The organism is Streptomyces sp. CA-288835 (assembly GCF_050936385.1).
Lineage (GTDB): Bacteria > Actinomycetota > Actinomycetes > Streptomycetales > Streptomycetaceae > Streptomyces.
The window spans coordinates 6,237,908-6,253,433 of sequence record NZ_JBNJMW010000001.1; the positions used below are offsets into that span (position 1 = coordinate 6,237,908).

The window sequence follows — 15,526 nt, forward strand, 5'->3', positions numbered from 1 at the left end:
CCCTGAGAGTCTGTGGCATGGAGTTCTTCTGCTACCACCGCGACCGGCCCGGCTCCCTCAAGCTGCGCCATGAACTGCAGGAAGACCACTGGTCCTACATGGACGGCTACGCGACGCAGCTGATCGCCCGCGGCCCGACCTTCGCCGCCGACGGCGAAACGCCCACCGGCAGCGTCCACATAGTCGACGTGCCGGACCCCGCAGCCGCCCGCGCCTTCGCCTTCGACGAGCCCAACTACCAGGCCGGCGCATACCGAGACGTACTCCTACGCCGCTGGCGCAACCTGCTGGGCCGCACGATGTGGGACTTCCCCGGCGGCCGGGAGGGCGGCAACCGCTACCTGGTCCTCGGTCTCAGCGCGGGGCAGCCCGCCGACCTCGTAGCCCCGCCCAACCGGGATGAGTTGATCGCGTACGGGCCCCTGCTGTCCGACGACGACACCACCTGGCTGGGCACGGCAGCACTGGTCTGCGCCCCGGACTCGGACACGGCACGAGCCGTACTGACCGCGGACCGGTACGCCGATATCGAGGTGCACGAGTGGGAGTTCGGCGGGCGGCGGTGATGAACCAAGATCCGTCTGCCTGAGCTTGGCCGTACGGGCTCGTGGGTGTCTGATGGTGTGGCGTGAGACCAGAGTCGACAGATCAGCCGACAGACCCCGCGAGCCCGGTCGGCGGCAGCGCCGCTCCCGGCGATGAAGGCGCTGCCCAGCGCACCATCGAAACCGTCTTCCGTATCGAGTCGCCCCGCATCATCGCCGGCGTCGCCCGCATCGTGCGGGACGTCGGAATCGCCGAGGAACTCGCGCAGGACGCCCTGGTCGCCGCCCTGGAGCAGTGGCCGCGCGACGGCGTCCCGGACAACCCCGGGGCCTGGCTCACGGCGACGGCCAAGCACCGGGCGATCGATCTCGTCCGGCGGCGGGAACGGTACGCCCGCAAGTTGGAGGAGATGGGCCGTGACCTGGAGACCTCCGCGCCGCACGGCCACGTCGACGAACCATCCGACCCCGACGACATCGACGACGACCTGCTGCGGCTGGTCTTCACCGCCTGCCACCCCGTCCTCTCGGCAGAGGCCCGCATCGCCCTCACCCTGCGCCTGCTCGGTGGACTGACCACCGCCGAGATCGCCCGCGCCTACCTCGTTCCCGAGGCGACCATCGCCCAGCGCATCGTCCGCGCCAAGCGGACGCTGGCCACGAAGGGCGTCGCCTTCGAGGTTCCGTACGGGCCGGAGCGCGAGGCCCGGCTCGGGTCCGTACTCGAGGTCATCTACCTGATCTTCAACGAGGGGTACGCGGCCACCGCCGGCGACGACTGGCTGCGCCCGGCGCTGTGCGAGGACGCGTTGCGGCTCGCCCGCGTACTGGCCGAGTTGATGCCGAAGGAACCCGAAGTGCACGGTCTGGCCGCGCTGTTGGAGCTCCAGGCGTCACGCTCGGCCGCGCGTACCGGGCCGTCGGGCGAGCCGGTGCTGCTGGCGGACCAGAACCGGTCCCGCTGGAACCGCATGCTGATCCGCCGAGGTTTCGCCGCCCTCGCCCGCGCCGAGTCGGTCGCCACCGGCGGCGGTCCGGGCCCGTACGTCCTCCAGGCCGCCATCGCCGCCTGCCACGCCCACGCCTACACGTACGAGGAGACCGACTGGAGCCGCATCGCCACCCTGTACGGCCTCCTCGCCGCCCGCACACCGTCCCCCGTCGTCGAACTGAACCGCGCGGTCGCCGTCTCCATGGCCGAGGGCCCCGAACCGGCCCTCACCATCGTCGACGCCCTGACCGCCGAACCCGCCCTGCGCGACTACCACTTGCTGCCGAGCGTGCGCGGCGATCTGCTGGCCCGCGTAGGGCGTATGGCCGAGGCGCGGGAGGAGTTCGAGCGGGCGGCGGCGCTTACGCGCAATGAGCGGGAGCGGGGGTTGTTGCTGGCGCGGGCCAACGAATGCGGCTGAGCGCTCCCTCTGGAAAGCAGTCTTCGCGGCTGGCAGTTCGGCAGCTCACACTGGCTCGCTACGCGGACGCCACTCCGCGGAGTCCGGGCATTCCACGGGTGGCAGCATCCTGCTCGCCAGACCCCAAGGCTCCGTCGATCGCAAGCCGCGCGCGGTCAGGGGCGTCCGGCATCAGGTCCGAGTAGTACCGCTCGGTGAAGCTCACCGATGTGTGGCCCAGCCAAGCCGAGACCTCGGTGATCGACACCCCTTGGCTGAGCAGGGAGGCAGCATAGAAGTGCCTGAGGCTGTGCGGCTTGAAATAGTCGACGCCTGCTGCGGCGAGAGTGGGACGCCAGATCCTGCCGTACCAGTAGTACGTGTAAAGCAGTCCTGTGCCTGTCACGTTGCTGAACAGCAGTTCCTCTTCACCCCAGGTGGCATAGTCCCTGAGATGACGGCGTAGGGCCAATGCCACCACATCGGGCAGCGGGACGCGACGGCCGCGCTCCCCGTCCTCACGCCATTTGACGTGACGCAGCCGCATGCTGCCGTACCGTCCCGATCCGGTGTCCCGGTCGCAGGCGACTTGCCGGTCGACGGTGACCAGCCGGTCGGAGAAGGAGATCCGGTCACGGCCGAGCCCCATGGACTCGCCGAGCCGCAGCCCACAGCCCGCCATCAGCCACAGCATCCCCCGGTACCGCTCCGGGGCAGCGGCGATGACAGCAAGTACGGTCTCCGTGCTCGGAATGTGGACCTCCGCGCGTTGGTCCCTGTATGTACGAGCGCTGCTGACAGGGAGAGCCACTGGCTTGCACGGGTTGGTGTCGGCCAACTCCTGCTCCATGGCCCAACTGAACACCCCCCTGAGGATGTTGAAGCGGAATCGGATGGTGGCGGGCTTGTAGCCACGTGAGTGGACCATCCACTCCACCCACTTCTCGATCTGAGACGAGGTAACGGCTCTGATGCCGTCGGCTCCGAAGAACGGCGCCACTGTCCTGTCCAGCATCGTCCGATACTGCTTGACGCTGCTGTTCTCCACCCCTCTCGTAGTGGCCCATCGCTCAAAGACCACCACGAGCGGCTCACCGTTCGCCGATCCGGCCCCGTTCCGAGTCACATGCATCGTCCCCCTCCAGATGCCGCCTGGCCTTGTCGGTCAGGCGGTCCGCGGGTTTACCCGGCGGCCCGTCGAGGAAGCCCATGGCACGCGCCCGCCGCACGCGGCCGCTGATGGTGTTCCGACTCAGCCCCCACGCAGACGCCAGTCGCGTGATGGGGCTGCGGTACCCCTGCTGCACCAAGTGCACGTACTCACGCGCCATCAGGGCGTATTCCCGCTCTGTCTCAACGCGGTGAAGCACCGCCGCAACGGCGGTCTCGCCAGCCGAGTGCCCCAGACGCGCCCGCAGTTCCTTCGCCGTCCTGCGGATCTCCGCGAGGGAGATCGATCGCATGAGCTCCGCCGTGATGCCATCCGTCCCGACCGTGACGTCTGGATCATCAGGTGGTTCGATGCAGAGGCTTGTCGGGCCGTCCCATGGCGCATCGAGGAAGCTCACGACGGTCAGTTTCCAGCCATGCAACTCGGCCTCGTGGACGAGTCGGTCCCCGTCCAGACGCCATCCTTCGGGCAGTTCCCCACCTGACGATGCTTTGGTCACAAGTCGAAAGTAGCGCGGCATACGACGGCCACCGTGTGCCGGGAAGCCCCCGGCCACGCCAGAACATTAAGACGCGAAACACGGTTCATGCCATGTTTCATGTCTCCATTAACCGGAAAGAGTGAAGGGCGCCCAATAGGTGGGCGCCCTTCGACAGTCAACTCACTAGCGATTACGGCAGGTTGCGCGCCATCACGATCCGCTGGATCTGGTTGGTCCCCTCATACACCTGCGTGATCTTGGCGTCCCGCATCATGCGCTCCACCGGGTAGTCCCGCGTATACCCGTACCCGCCCAGGAGCTGGACTGCATCGACCGTGACCTCCATCGCCACATCCGAAGCGAAGCACTTCGCCGCCGCCCCCTGGAAGGTCAAATCCGCGTCGCCGCGCTCGGACTTGGCGGCAGCCGCATACGTCAACTGACGCGCGGCCTCGATCTTCATGGCCATGTCGGCGAGCATGAACTGGATGCCCTGGAAGTCGGCGATCGCCTTGCCGAACTGCTTGCGTTCCTGGACGTAGCCCTTGGCGTAGTCCAGTGCCCCCTGGGCGATGCCGAGGGCCTGGGCGGCGATGGTGATGCGGGTGTGGTCCAGGGTCTTCATCGCCGTCGCGAAGCCCGTGCCCTCGTCGCCGATCATGCGGTCGGCGGGGATGCGGACGTCGTCCAGGTACACCTCGCGCGTCGGCGAGCCCTTGATGCCGAGCTTCTTCTCCGGCGCGCCGAAGGAGACGCCCTCGTCCGACTTCTCCACGACGAAGGCCGAGATGCCCTTCGAGCGCTTGGTGGGGTCGGTGACGGCCATCACCGTGTAGTACTCGCTCACGCCCGCGTTCGTGATCCAGCGCTTCACGCCGTTGAGGACGTACGAGTCGCCGTCCCGCACCGCCTTCGTCTTCATGCCCGCCGCGTCCGAGCCCGCGTCCGGCTCGGAGAGGCAGTACGAGAACATCCCGTCGCCGGCGGCCAGCGGGCCCAGGTACTTCTTCTTGAGGTCCTCCGAGCCGGAGAGGATCACCGGGAGCGAGCCAAGCTTGTTCACGGCCGGTATCAGGGACGAGGAGGCGCAGACGCGGGCCACCTCCTCGATCACGATCACGGTGGCCAGCGCGTCCGCGCCCGCGCCGCCGTAGCTCTCCGGTACGTGGACGGCATGCAGATCGGAGGAGACGAGGGCGTCCAGGGCCTCCTGCGGGAAGCGGGATTCCTCGTCGACCGCGGCGGCGTACGGCGCGATCTTCGCCTCCGCGAGGGCGCGGACCGTATCGCGGAGCATGTCGTGCTCCTCGGACGGGCGGTACAGGTCGAAATCAGCCGATCCGGCCAAGGTATCTCACGCTCCAAGGACGCTAATTACCGTTAAGTAACTCAAATTTTAGGGGCCCAATCACGCTAGTGATACGTGAGCTTCGCGACAGCGGGACAGATAAACAGGAGCAGACAAACAACCGGGGACGGCAAGGGAGAGTTGCCCGATGAGCCGCCAGCCAGCCCCCGCCACCCCCGACTATGCTCAGGCAGCGCACCCGGCCCGCCACCTACTGGAGCACCCATGGCCCTGAAGATCACCGTGATCGGCACCGGCTATCTCGGCGCCACGCACGCCGCGGCCATGGCCGAACTCGGCTTCGAGGTACTTGGCCTCGATGTCGTTCCCGAGAAGATCGAGATGCTTCAGCGGGGCGAGGTCCCGATCTACGAACCTGGTCTGGAGGACTTGCTGCGCAAGCATGTCGCCGGGTTCGAGGGCACCAGCGGGCGGCTGCGCTTCACGACGGACTATGCCGAGGTCGCGGAGTTCGGTGACATCCACTTCGTATGCGTGAACACACCGCAGAAGCATGGCGAGTACGCATGTGACATGTCGTACGTCGATGCCGCCTTCACCTCGCTCGCCCCGCATCTGAAGGGCCCCGCCCTGGTCGTCGGCAAGTCGACGGTGCCCGTCGGCTCCGCGGACCGGCTCGCCCGTACGCTGGCCGAACTCGCGCCCGCGGGCGAGGACGCCGAACTCGCCTGGAACCCCGAGTTCCTGCGCGAGGGCTTCGCCGTCAAGGACACGCTGCACCCCGACCGGATCGTCGCCGGTGTGCGCAGCGAGCGCGCGGAGAAGCTGCTGCGCGAGGTGTACGCGACGCCGCTGGCCGAGGGCACGCCCTTCGTGGTGACGGACTTCCCGACCGCCGAGCTGGTGAAGACCTCGGCGAACTCGTTCCTCGCCACCAAGATCTCGTTCATCAACGCCATGGCCGAGATGTGCGAGGCCTCGGGCGGCGACGTCGCCAAGCTGGCGGAGGCGATCGGCTACGACGACCGGATCGGGAAGAAGTTCCTGCGCGCGGGAATCGGTTTCGGCGGCGGTTGTCTGCCGAAGGACATCCGGGCGTTCATGGCGCGGGCGGGCGAGCTGGGGGCCGACCAGGCGCTGACGTTCCTGCGCGAGATCGACTCCATCAACATGCGGCAGCGCGGGCAGATGGTCGAGCTGACGCGTCAGGCGCTGGGGGGCGGCTCGTTCCTGGGGAAGCGGGTGGCGGTGCTGGGCGCCACGTTCAAGCCGGACTCCGATGACGTACGGGATTCGCCGGCGCTGAATGTCGCCGGGCAGATCCACCTTCAGGGCGGCCAGGTCACGGTGTACGACCCGAAGGGGATGGCGAACGCGCAGCGGCTCTTTCCGACGCTCGGATACGCCGATTCCGCGATCGAGGCCGTACGGGGCGCCGATGTCGTCCTGCATCTCACCGAGTGGCGCGAGTTCCGGGAACTGGACCCGGCGGTGCTGGGCGAGGCCGTATCGCGCCGCCTTGTCCTGGACGGGCGGAACGCCCTGGACCCGGCGGTGTGGCGCGCGGCCGGCTGGACGTACCGGGCGATGGGGCGTCCGTCGGCTTGACGGTCTCGTTCACGCCCGGCCACCTGGGGCCTGACCGGACTTACCGAGGTCCGGTCAGGCGTGCAAAGTCCGGAGGGCGAGCAGCGTCAGCCAGGTCCAGCCGATCGTGATGGAGACGCGCTGGATCAACCCGCCTGTGGCGGCCAGGCGTTGGCTATGGCTGAACGCGGCATTCGCCAGAATCATGGTTGCCGCGAAGAGCACGGCGCTGGCGATCGAGTAGATGGTCCACCCCAGTGAGCCTTGTGAGGCAAGTACGAGGCAGGCCGCGGCAAGGGCTAGGAAGGCGATGAGGGAGAGCAGATCGTGCAGGGCTCCGGCGCGGGTGGGGCGCTGGAGTTGATCAGGAGTGCCGGGAGGGTAGCCGCGCACAGGGTCGGTCCGGAAGGTGCCCGCACCCAGCAGGCCGATGCCCCATACGCCGATCAGTAGCGCGCCCCAGCGGGAATGCCCGATCTGCCACAGGCCCGCGGCGAAGGCCAGCGACAGCAAGCCGGCGCAGAGAAAACTGACCGTCTGCGCCCAACTCGCGTGGCCGAGGGTGAGCGAACTGACGGGATGTCGCAGTGGCTTGTAGTCCGCCCGTGTGGCGCCTGCCAGCAGATACGTGGCGCTGAAGAGAGGGCCGGCAAGTACCCCGCAGGCCAGAAGGACTTGATTCCCCATACTGTCAACTTAGATTGACAGCATGGGATTGTCAACTTGTATTGACGGGAGGGATTGTCTGCGGCAACTGGAGCGCCGACGGGTTCGTTTCGCTGGTCCAGCTCAGCCATCGCTGGGCGATGGCATGACTGGGCAGGTGGTATCCGTGCTGGGCAGTTTGCCGTCGATCAGGTAGCGGTTGACGGTGTCGTCGATGCACTTGTTCTGGGGGGCGAAGAGTCCCGCGTAGACGGTGTGGCGGAAGGCGCCGCGCAGGGTGACCAGGCGGGAGCCGGTCAAGGCCCGGTGCGCGACCTGCTGGCCCGGGTAGACGGCCGCCGGGTCGCCGGTGGCGCCCACCATCAGGACCGGGACAGCGTTGTGGACCTTCGTGGGAGGTTCCGCCGGGGCGGTCGGCCAGAATGAGCAGGGGCTGATGTTGCGGGTCAGCGGTCCGAACAGCGGCTCGTCCGCCCGGTGGGCCTGGATGTCCCGGTAGTAGGTCTCGGGGTCGCGGGACACGGCGCGGTCCGCGCACTGGATCGCCGTCTGGACGCTGAACGTTCCGTCCGCATCCGTAGAGGTGGACAGATCGGTCAGGGCCTCATCCAGGGCCTTGGGGGGCGTGACCTCGAGACCACGAGCGGCGTCGCTCAGGGCCCGGACGTCGGCCGCGTAGTCGGCGTATGCCTGCTCGCTGTCCCCACCGGTGACGCTCCACAGGATCTGGGGGAGCAGCCGGCTGTCGACCTTGTGGCTGCCCACGCGCAACGGGCCGCGGGTGGCGGCCTGGTTGATCCGGTCCATGGTGGCCATGACCTCGGCGGTGGTGGCGCCCAGGTGGTAGCGGTCGTGGTGGCCGGCCGCCCAGGCTGCCCAGTTCCGCAGAGTCGCGTTCACGGCCGGGCCCTGCGTGGATGACAGGTCGGGGCCGAAGAGGTCGGGGTTCAAGGCGCTGTCGAGTACGACCCTGTCGGCGCGGCGGGGGAACATCTGCAGGTAGACCTGGCCCAGGTAGGTGCCGTACGACGAGCCGAGGTAGGACAGTTTCGATTCGCCGAGGGCTGCCCGGATCACGTCCATGTCCCGGGCCGTGTTGCGGGTGGACGCGTGGGGCAGCACATCCCGGTGGCCGGCGCAGCGGGCCGCCAGGTCTTTGGAGAGGGCCACGCTCCGGTTGAAGGTGCGCCGGTCAGGTCCGGCGGAGCCGATGCTGACGGTGGGCCACTTGCAGTTCAGGGGGGTACTGCGCCCGACGAACCGGGGGTCCATCCCGATCAGGTCGTACCGGGCCGAGACCGTGGGCTCGGCCTGCTTGACCATCAGCGCGAGGTACATCGCCGGAACTCCGGGGCCGCCGGGGTTGTACAGGAGCGTCCCCCTCCGGTGTTCGGGATCGGTGGCCTTCAGCCGGGACATCGCGACCTTGATGGTCCGTCCGTCCGGGTTGCTGTAGTCCAACGGCACGGTGACCTCGGCGCACTGGGCCTTCGCGTCGTCGAGTTCCTTGCCGATCGCGTCGTCCGGGCCGGTCCGGCAGCGGTGCCACTCGACGCTCTGCTGCTGGAACCGGTTCAGCCCCTCGTCCGGAGCATGGCTGCCCCCCTTCGTCGGGGCCGGACCGGCACCCGCCTGCACGGCGATCACTGCACTGCCCGCCAGGGCCACCGCGGCACCGGCCATGGCCATCCTTCGTCGACGCATCGACTCTCCTCTGGGTTGTCTGGGACACGACGGCTGGTCACGGCGCATCGGCGTCTGTTCCGGCGGCGTCCACGACCGGTCGGGATCACGGGCCGCACCGCCCAGTGCCCGAAGCTAGGCCGCTCGGTCAGCCCGGCGCGTCAGCTCCCGGTCCGGTTCCCCGACCCTGCGTGGTCTCGGTGTGCTTCGGAGAGCGGTCAACCGTTCAGCAGGCCTATGACCGGCAATTTCTCCCGGACTTGGCCGCTCCGGGCGAGCGGCGTCCGGGAAGCCTGTGTACGACTGCGAGTTGACGCGGTCGGTCCGGCTCGGCCCGCCTCGCTACACCTGTGGGCGTAGAGCGTTCCACCTGGGGTTGTAGTTCCGCTGAGGTGGTGTCAGCTCGTGGGCTCAAGCCCTTGCCGGGTCCGGAGGCCTAGCGTGGCGGCGAGTTGAGTCGACTATGTTGGCGCCAGGGGCGGGGTTCACGGTGTTCTGTCTGTATGCGGCGGTAGTCCTCGCCGGGGCCGCGGTGGCACTCGAACGACGGGACGCGTGGTGAAAGGGGTGGCCGTGACGGCGGCACCGACGGCGGATTCCCGCTCCGGAAACGGGGTGCCATTCCCGGGCGCCGTCCGCCGGCACCAGCACCAGCACGGCGCCGTGCCCCGGCTCGCCGGCCGACAGTGGACGGGCACCTCTTGAGGAACGCCGCTTTCGCTTCCGCGCGCTCAGTGCGGCCCGTACAACTGCTGCGGGCCCAGCTCCCACCCGTCGCGTTCGACGCGTTGCTGGTGTCCCTGCTCTTCGTCCTGAGTGTCGGGCCCGGGCTGGATCTCAAGGCCCGCCCGGAATCCCTGATCCTTCCGGTGGCGCTGCTCCTGCCCCTGGTGTGGCGGCGCCGAGCGCCCCTCGCGGTGTTCGGCGCGGTTGCCGCCGCCGCCTTCGGCCAGTGGCTCGTCGGCGTTCAGCCGGTGCTGGCCGATGTGGCGCTGCTGGTCGCCCTGTACACGGTGGCCGTGCGCTCTCCCTGGCAGCACCTGCTGCTGGCCGGAGCCGTCCTCGAAGGCGGCATCCTGCTGGCCTCCGCTCGCTGGGCACCCGAGGGCCGCTTCCTCGTCCCCGTCCTCTTCCTGACCGCTCTCGCCACCGCCGTCGCCGTCACGGGTACGAACATCAGGGTCAGACGTGTCTACCTCGCGTCCCTGGAGGATCGCGCCGTACGCCTGGAGCGTGAACGGGACCAACAGGCCCAGCTCGCCGTGGCCGAAGAGCGGGCCCGTATCGCCCGCGAGATGCACGACATCGTCACCCACAATCTGTCCGCCATGGTCGCGCTCGCCGACGCCGCGGTCTTCGCGCAGTTCCGCTCACCCGGCAAAGCGACCGGCGCCATGCAGCAGATCTCCGACACCGGGCGGCAGGCTCTCACCGACATGCGGCGCTCCCTCGGCGTCCTGCGCGCCGACGAACCGGATGCGCAGCGCCACCCGTTGCCCGGCATCGCACAGTTGCAGTCCCTCGTCGACCAGATGGGCGCAGCCGGGCTGCGGACCAGCCTCGGCCTGGAAGGCGACCCCGACCCGGTCCCCGCCACCGCACAACTCACCGTCTACCGGCTGGTGCAGGAAGCCTTGACCAACACGCTCAAGCACGCGCCACCCGGCACCCGCGCCGACGTGCGGGTGCGCTTCTCCCCTGAAGCCGTCGCCATCGAGGTCACCGATGACGGCAACACCACGCGAGTCCCCGGTCCGTCAGCCGGGCACGGGATCGCAGGCATGCGTGAGCGCGCGGCTGCCTACGGCGGGTACCTCCAGGCCGGCCCTCTCCCGGGCGGTGGCTGGCGCGTTGCGGCCCACATCACGCTCGCCGCAGCCGAGGACGACGCCTCATGACGATCCGTGTCCTGCTCGTCGACGACGAATCACTGCTCCGTATGGCGTTCACCATGATCCTGGAGGCCCAACCGGACATGGAACCCGCCGGAGAGGCCGGCGACGGCGCCGATGCCATCCGGCTCGCAAGGCAACTGCGCCCCGATGTCGTTCTGATGGACGTACGCATGCCCGGAACCGACGGCATCGAGGCAACGCGCCGGATCATCAAGGATTCCCCGACGACCCGGGTGCTCATCCTCACCACGTTCGACCTCGATGAATACGCCTTCGCCGCTCTCAAGGCCGGCGCATCCGGCTTCCTCCTCAAGAACGCCCGGCCCGACGAACTGCTCACCGCGATCCGCAGCGTCGCCGCGGGCGATGCGGTGGTCTCCCCTCGGATCACCCGCCGTCTGCTGGAGAACTTCGCCGACCAACTCCCCGGCGACGGCGGCGCCGACGTGGATGAGCGACTGCAGCGGCTCACCTCCCGCGAGCGTGAAGTGCTCATCCACGTCGGCCGCGGCCTGTCGAACACCGAGATCGCCGCCCGTCTGTACCTCGCGGAAGCCACCGTCAAGACACACCTGAGCCGGATTCTGATGAAGCTGGAACTGCGCGATCGTGTCCAGGCCGTCGTCTTCGCCTACGAGACCCGCCTCATCCGCCCGGCGTGAGGGCGTTCGGCCTGCCGTGCCCTACAGAAAACGGGCTGGGCTGACGCTGAATCAGGTAGCAGCGGTTCGTGGTCCGTGGAGGCCCGCCTCAGCCGCCCACATACTCCGCCAGATGCTCCCCTGTAAGAGTCGACCGCGCCGCGACCAGGTCGGCCGGAGTGCCTTCAAAGACGACCCGGCCGCCGTCGTGGCCCGCGCCCGGCCCCAGGTCGATGATCCAGTCGGCGTGGGCCATGACCGCCTGGTGGTGTTCGATGACGATGACCGACTTGCCGGAGTCGACCAGGCGGTCGAGGAGGCCGAGGAGTTGCTCGACGTCGGCGAGGTGGAGGCCGGTGGTGGGTTCGTCGAGGATGTAGGTGCCGCCCTTCTCGGACATGTGGGTGGCCAGCTTGAGGCGTTGGCGTTCGCCGCCGGAGAGGGTGGTGAGGGGCTGGCCGAGGGTGAGATAGCCGAGGCCTACGTCGGCGAGGCGGTCGAGGATCTTGTGCGCGGCCGGAGTGCGGGCCTCGCCGGTGCTGAAGAACTCCTCGGCCTCGGTCACGGGCATCGCGAGGACTTCGCTGATATCGCGGCCGCCGAGGCGGTACTCGAGGACCGAGGCCTGGAATCGCTTGCCCTCGCACTCCTCGCAGGGGGTGGCGACGGTGGCCATCACGCCGAGCTCGGTGTAGATGACGCCGGCGCCGTTACAAGTCGGGCAGGCGCCTTCGGAGTTGGAGCTGAACAGGGCCGGTTTCACGCCGTTGGCCTTGGCGAAGGCCTTGCGGATCGGGTCGAGCAGTCCGGTGTACGTCGCCGGGTTGCTGCGTCGCGAGCCCTTGATCGCGCCCTGGTCGATCGACACCACGCCCGCGCCGGCCGGGATCGACCCGTGTACGAGCGAACTCTTGCCGGAGCCGGCGACGCCGGTCACGACGGTCAGTACGCCGAGCGGGATGTCGACGTCGACGTTCTGCAGGTTGTTCGCGCTCGCGCCGCGGATCTCCAGCGCGCCGGTGGGCTTGCGGACCGTCTCCTTGAGGGTGGCCCGGTCGTCGAGATGGCGGCCGGTGATGGTGTCGCTGCCCCGCAGCCCTTCGACGGTGCCCTCGAAGCAGACGGTGCCGCCCGCCGTACCGGCGCCGGGGCCGAGGTCCACGACATGGTCGGCGATCGCGATCGTCTCCGGCTTGTGCTCCACGACGAGCACGGTGTTGCCCTTGTCCCGCAGCCGCAGCAGCAGGTTGTTCATCCGCTGGATGTCGTGCGGGTGCAGGCCGATGGTGGGCTCGTCGAAGACGTACGTGACGTCCGTGAGCGAGGAGCCGAGGTGGCGGATCATCTTCGTACGCTGGGCCTCGCCGCCCGACAGCGTGCCCGCGGGCCGGTCGAGCGAGAGATAGCCGAGGCCGATCTCCACGAACGAGTCGAGGGTGTGCCGCAGCGTGCCGAGCAGCGGCGCGACCGACGGTTCGTCGAGGCCGCCCACCCACTTGGCCAGGTCGTTGATCTGCATCGCGCAGGCGTCGGCGATGCTGATCCCCTTGATCTTCGAGGACCGGGCCGCTTCGCTGAGCCGGGTGCCGTCGCACTCGGGGCAGGCGGTGAAGGTGACCGCTCGGTCCACGAAGGCCCGGATGTGCGGCTGCATCGCCTCCCGGTCCTTGGCCAGCATCGACTTCTGCAGCTTGAGGATCAGACCTTCGTACGTCAGGTTGATGCCCTCGACCTTGATCTTGGTCGGCTCCTTGTAGAGCAGGTCGTGCAGCTCGCGCTCGGTGAACTCGCGGATCGGCTTGTCCGGGTCGAAGAAGCCGCAGCCGCTGTAGATACGGCCGTACCAGCCGTCGGCGCTGTAACCGGGAACCTTGAACGGGCCTTCGTTCAGCGACTTGCTGTCGTCGTACATCGCGGTCAGGTCGAAGTCGGTGACCCGGCCTGTGCCCTCGCACTTCGGGCACATGCCGCCGGTGATCGAGAAGCTGCGCCGCTCCACCTTCTTGCCGGCACCGGTCTCGATCGTGACGGCGCCCTTCCCGCTGATCGAGGCGACGTTGAACGAGAACGCCTGGGGCGAGCCGATGTGCGGCTTGCCGAGCCGGCTGAACAGGATGCGCAGCAGCGCGTTGGCGTCGGTGGCGGTGCCGACCGTGGAGCGGGAATTGGCGCCCATCCGCTCCTGGTCGACGATGATCGCGGTGGTGAGACCGTCGAGTACGTCGACGTCGGGCCGGGCCAGGTTCGGCATGAAGCCCTGCAGGAAGGCGCTGTACGTCTCGTTGATCATCCGCTGCGACTCGGCGGCGATCGTGGCGAAGACCAGCGAGCTCTTGCCCGAGCCGGAGACGCCGGTGAACACCGTCAGCCGGCGCTTGGGGAGCTCGACGCTGATGTCCTTGAGGTTGTTCTCGCGCGCGCCGTGCACGCGGATCAGATCGTGGCTGTCGGCGACGTGCGGCGCAGGCGACTGCGTGCCCGTGCTTGTGGCCCTGTTCATCGTGTCTCCGTCTTCTGTTGGACCCCTGTGAGGGGCTTCTGCTGGACGGGCCGTCGACGTGGTCTCGGTCGGCGTCGCCCCGGCTCGATCTGATCGGCTTTCTGGCAGTACGTCTGGTTCTACTTCGTCGGCGCTGTGCACGGCAACGGTTCGCCGCAATCCACAGGCTATGAGCGGCCCGGCTGCCCGCGCTTCTCGATTCCTGACCGGTCCGGCCGCCCACCATGGGAAACTGGCCGGGTGAAACGGCCGGATCTCGACGACCTTGTCCGCCTGCGGCGCGCCCGCGACCGTATGGACCGCGACTACGCCGAGCCGCTCGACGTCCCGGCCTTGGCGCGGGACGCCCTGATGTCGGCGGGCCATTTCTCCCGCAGCTTCCGCGCCGCCTACGGGGAGACCCCGTACAGCTATCTGATGACCCGCCGCATCGAGCGCGCCAAGGCGCTGCTGCGGCGCGGCGACCTCTCGGTGACCGAGGTCTGCTTCGCGGTCGGCTGTACGTCGCTGGGGTCGTTCAGCTCGCGCTTCAGCGAGCTGGTCGGTGAGAGCCCGAGCGCCTACCGGGCCCGTAACCATGACGACGGCGCGGCCATCCCGGCCTGTATCGCCAAGATCCACACCAGACCGGTCAGGAATGGAGAAGCACCTCCAGCCGCCCGGTCGTAGCGTGAACGGCATGGACATCAAACTCTCCACATGCTTCATCGCCGTCGACGACCACGACAAGGCGATCGCCTTCTACCGCGACGTACTCGGCCTCGAGGTACGCAATGACGTCGGCTTCGAGGGGATGCGCTGGGTGACCGTCGGCTCGCCCACCCAGCCGGACGTGAATATCGTCCTGGAACCGGCCGCCGCCGACCCGAGCACCTCACCGGCCGACAAACAAGCCCTGGCGGAGCTGATGGCCAAGGGCCTGCTGCGCGGCGTCATCTTCGTGACGGACGACGTCGACGCCGCCTTCGAGCGCATCAGCTCCGCGGGCGGCGAGGTGCTGCAGGAGCCGATGGACCAGCCGTACGGCGTCCGCGACTGCGCCTTCCGCGACCCCGCCGGCAACATGCTGCGTTTCAACCAGCCGCGCAAGGAGTGACTGCACGGCAAGTGTGCTCTTGAGAGGCCTTGGCGGGCTTTGTGGTGGATTGGTGGCGTCCGCCGGATGGCGCGCGGTGGGCAGCAGGCGTACCACGGAAGGGCATGGGGACCCGCCCCTGGGACCCCGCCCCCTCTAGGAGGAGCCATGCAGCAGCAGCCCGAGACCATGAGCCCGATGAGCAAGGAGATGCAGGACTGCGTCGAGGCGTGCATGACGTGCCACAACGTGTGCGAGGAGACCATGAGCACCTGCATGCAGATGGGCGGCCAGGCCCAGATGCAGATCATGCGCGCGCTCATCGACTGCTCCGAGATGACCCGTATGTGCGCGGACATGATGATGCGCAGGTCGCCGATGTCGGCCGAGATGTGCGCCATGTGCGCGCGGGCGTGCGAGATGTGCGCGGAGGCGTGTATGGCGATGCCGGACGACGCGCAGATGATGCGCTGCGCCGAGGCGTGTCGCCGCTGCGCGCAGACCTGCCGCGCGATGTCCGGCGCCACGGCCTGAACACGCGAAAGCCCGCTTCCCAGACACCCGTCAGGTGCCTGCGAAGCG

The 15,526-nt window shown here is 68.5% G+C and carries 14 protein-coding genes; 8 read left to right on the forward strand and 6 right to left on the reverse strand.

Annotation, left to right across the window (positions count from 1 at the left end):
* The first annotated feature begins 17 nt into the window (after positions 1–17).
* Both ACQEVY_RS28545 and ACQEVY_RS28550 read left to right on the forward strand, forming a co-directional pair.
* On the forward strand, positions 18–566 hold the full coding sequence (locus ACQEVY_RS28545) for a YciI family protein (protein ID WP_432952243.1): 549 nt from the start codon (positions 18–20) through the stop codon (positions 564–566).
* A gap of 62 nt (positions 567–628) precedes the next feature.
* A complete protein-coding gene (locus ACQEVY_RS28550; protein ID WP_432952244.1) occupies positions 629–1,957 on the forward strand; it encodes an RNA polymerase sigma factor in 1,329 nt (442 codons plus the stop codon).
* A gap of 58 nt (positions 1,958–2,015) precedes the next feature.
* Here ACQEVY_RS28550 and ACQEVY_RS28555 read toward each other — a convergent pair whose 3' ends face one another.
* The 3 genes from ACQEVY_RS28555 to ACQEVY_RS28565 all read right to left on the reverse strand — a co-directional run bounded on the left by ACQEVY_RS28555 (position 2,016) and on the right by ACQEVY_RS28565 (position 4,936).
* The gene (locus ACQEVY_RS28555; RefSeq protein ID WP_432952245.1) at positions 2,016–2,951 is read right to left on the reverse strand and encodes a tyrosine-type recombinase/integrase; all 936 of its coding nucleotides are present in this window, start codon (positions 2,949–2,951) and stop codon (positions 2,016–2,018) included.
* 76 nt (positions 2,952–3,027) lie between these two features.
* Positions 3,028–3,663, reverse strand: a complete 636-nt coding sequence (locus ACQEVY_RS28560; RefSeq protein WP_432952246.1) for a hypothetical protein — start codon at positions 3,661–3,663, stop codon at positions 3,028–3,030.
* 115 nt (positions 3,664–3,778) lie between these two features.
* Positions 3,779–4,936 carry an acyl-CoA dehydrogenase gene (locus ACQEVY_RS28565; RefSeq protein WP_432952247.1) on the reverse strand — a complete coding sequence of 386 codons (1,158 nt, stop codon included), beginning with the start codon at positions 4,934–4,936 and terminating at the stop codon, positions 3,779–3,781.
* A gap of 225 nt (positions 4,937–5,161) precedes the next feature.
* On the opposite strand from ACQEVY_RS28565, the gene ACQEVY_RS28570 reads away from it, so the two are divergent.
* Positions 5,162–6,505 carry a UDP-glucose dehydrogenase family protein gene (locus tag ACQEVY_RS28570; RefSeq protein ID WP_432952248.1) on the forward strand — a complete coding sequence of 448 codons (1,344 nt, stop codon included), beginning with the start codon at positions 5,162–5,164 and terminating at the stop codon, positions 6,503–6,505.
* 54 nt (positions 6,506–6,559) lie between these two features.
* Here the strand turns inward: ACQEVY_RS28570 and ACQEVY_RS28575 are convergent, their stop codons facing one another.
* Both ACQEVY_RS28575 and ACQEVY_RS28580 read right to left on the reverse strand, forming a co-directional pair.
* Positions 6,560–7,171, reverse strand: a complete 612-nt coding sequence (locus tag ACQEVY_RS28575) for a DUF998 domain-containing protein (protein WP_432952249.1) — start codon at positions 7,169–7,171, stop codon at positions 6,560–6,562.
* 102 nt (positions 7,172–7,273) lie between these two features.
* A complete protein-coding gene (locus ACQEVY_RS28580; RefSeq protein WP_432952250.1) occupies positions 7,274–8,854 on the reverse strand; it encodes an alpha/beta hydrolase in 1,581 nt (526 codons plus the stop codon).
* A gap of 713 nt (positions 8,855–9,567) precedes the next feature.
* Here ACQEVY_RS28580 and ACQEVY_RS28585 point away from each other — a divergent pair.
* Both ACQEVY_RS28585 and ACQEVY_RS28590 read left to right on the forward strand, forming a co-directional pair.
* On the forward strand, positions 9,568–10,731 hold the full coding sequence (locus ACQEVY_RS28585) for a sensor histidine kinase (protein ID WP_432952251.1): 1,164 nt from the start codon (positions 9,568–9,570) through the stop codon (positions 10,729–10,731).
* Complete coding sequence (locus ACQEVY_RS28590; RefSeq protein WP_432952252.1) at positions 10,728–11,390, forward strand: response regulator; 663 nt, start codon at positions 10,728–10,730, stop codon at positions 11,388–11,390. Before ACQEVY_RS28585 ends, ACQEVY_RS28590 begins: the two co-directional genes overlap by 4 nt.
* Before the next feature lie 88 nt (positions 11,391–11,478).
* Here the strand turns inward: ACQEVY_RS28590 and ACQEVY_RS28595 are convergent, their stop codons facing one another.
* Complete coding sequence (locus tag ACQEVY_RS28595; RefSeq protein ID WP_432952253.1) at positions 11,479–13,869, reverse strand: ATP-binding cassette domain-containing protein; 2,391 nt, start codon at positions 13,867–13,869, stop codon at positions 11,479–11,481.
* A 294-nt stretch (positions 13,870–14,163) separates the two neighbouring features.
* Between ACQEVY_RS28595 and ACQEVY_RS28600 the strand changes: the two genes are divergently transcribed.
* The 3 genes from ACQEVY_RS28600 (at position 14,164) to ACQEVY_RS28610 (ending at position 15,478) form a co-directional block, all read left to right on the forward strand.
* Positions 14,164–14,538, forward strand: a complete 375-nt coding sequence (locus ACQEVY_RS28600; RefSeq protein WP_328774249.1) for a helix-turn-helix transcriptional regulator — start codon at positions 14,164–14,166, stop codon at positions 14,536–14,538.
* Positions 14,539–14,548: 10 nt separating this feature from the next.
* Positions 14,549–14,965, forward strand: a complete 417-nt coding sequence (locus ACQEVY_RS28605; RefSeq protein WP_328771117.1) for a VOC family protein — start codon at positions 14,549–14,551, stop codon at positions 14,963–14,965.
* 147 nt (positions 14,966–15,112) lie between these two features.
* Entirely contained in the window at positions 15,113–15,478 is a 366-nt protein-coding gene (locus ACQEVY_RS28610; protein ID WP_328771118.1) for a four-helix bundle copper-binding protein, read from the forward strand.
* Positions 15,479–15,526 lie beyond the last annotated feature (48 nt).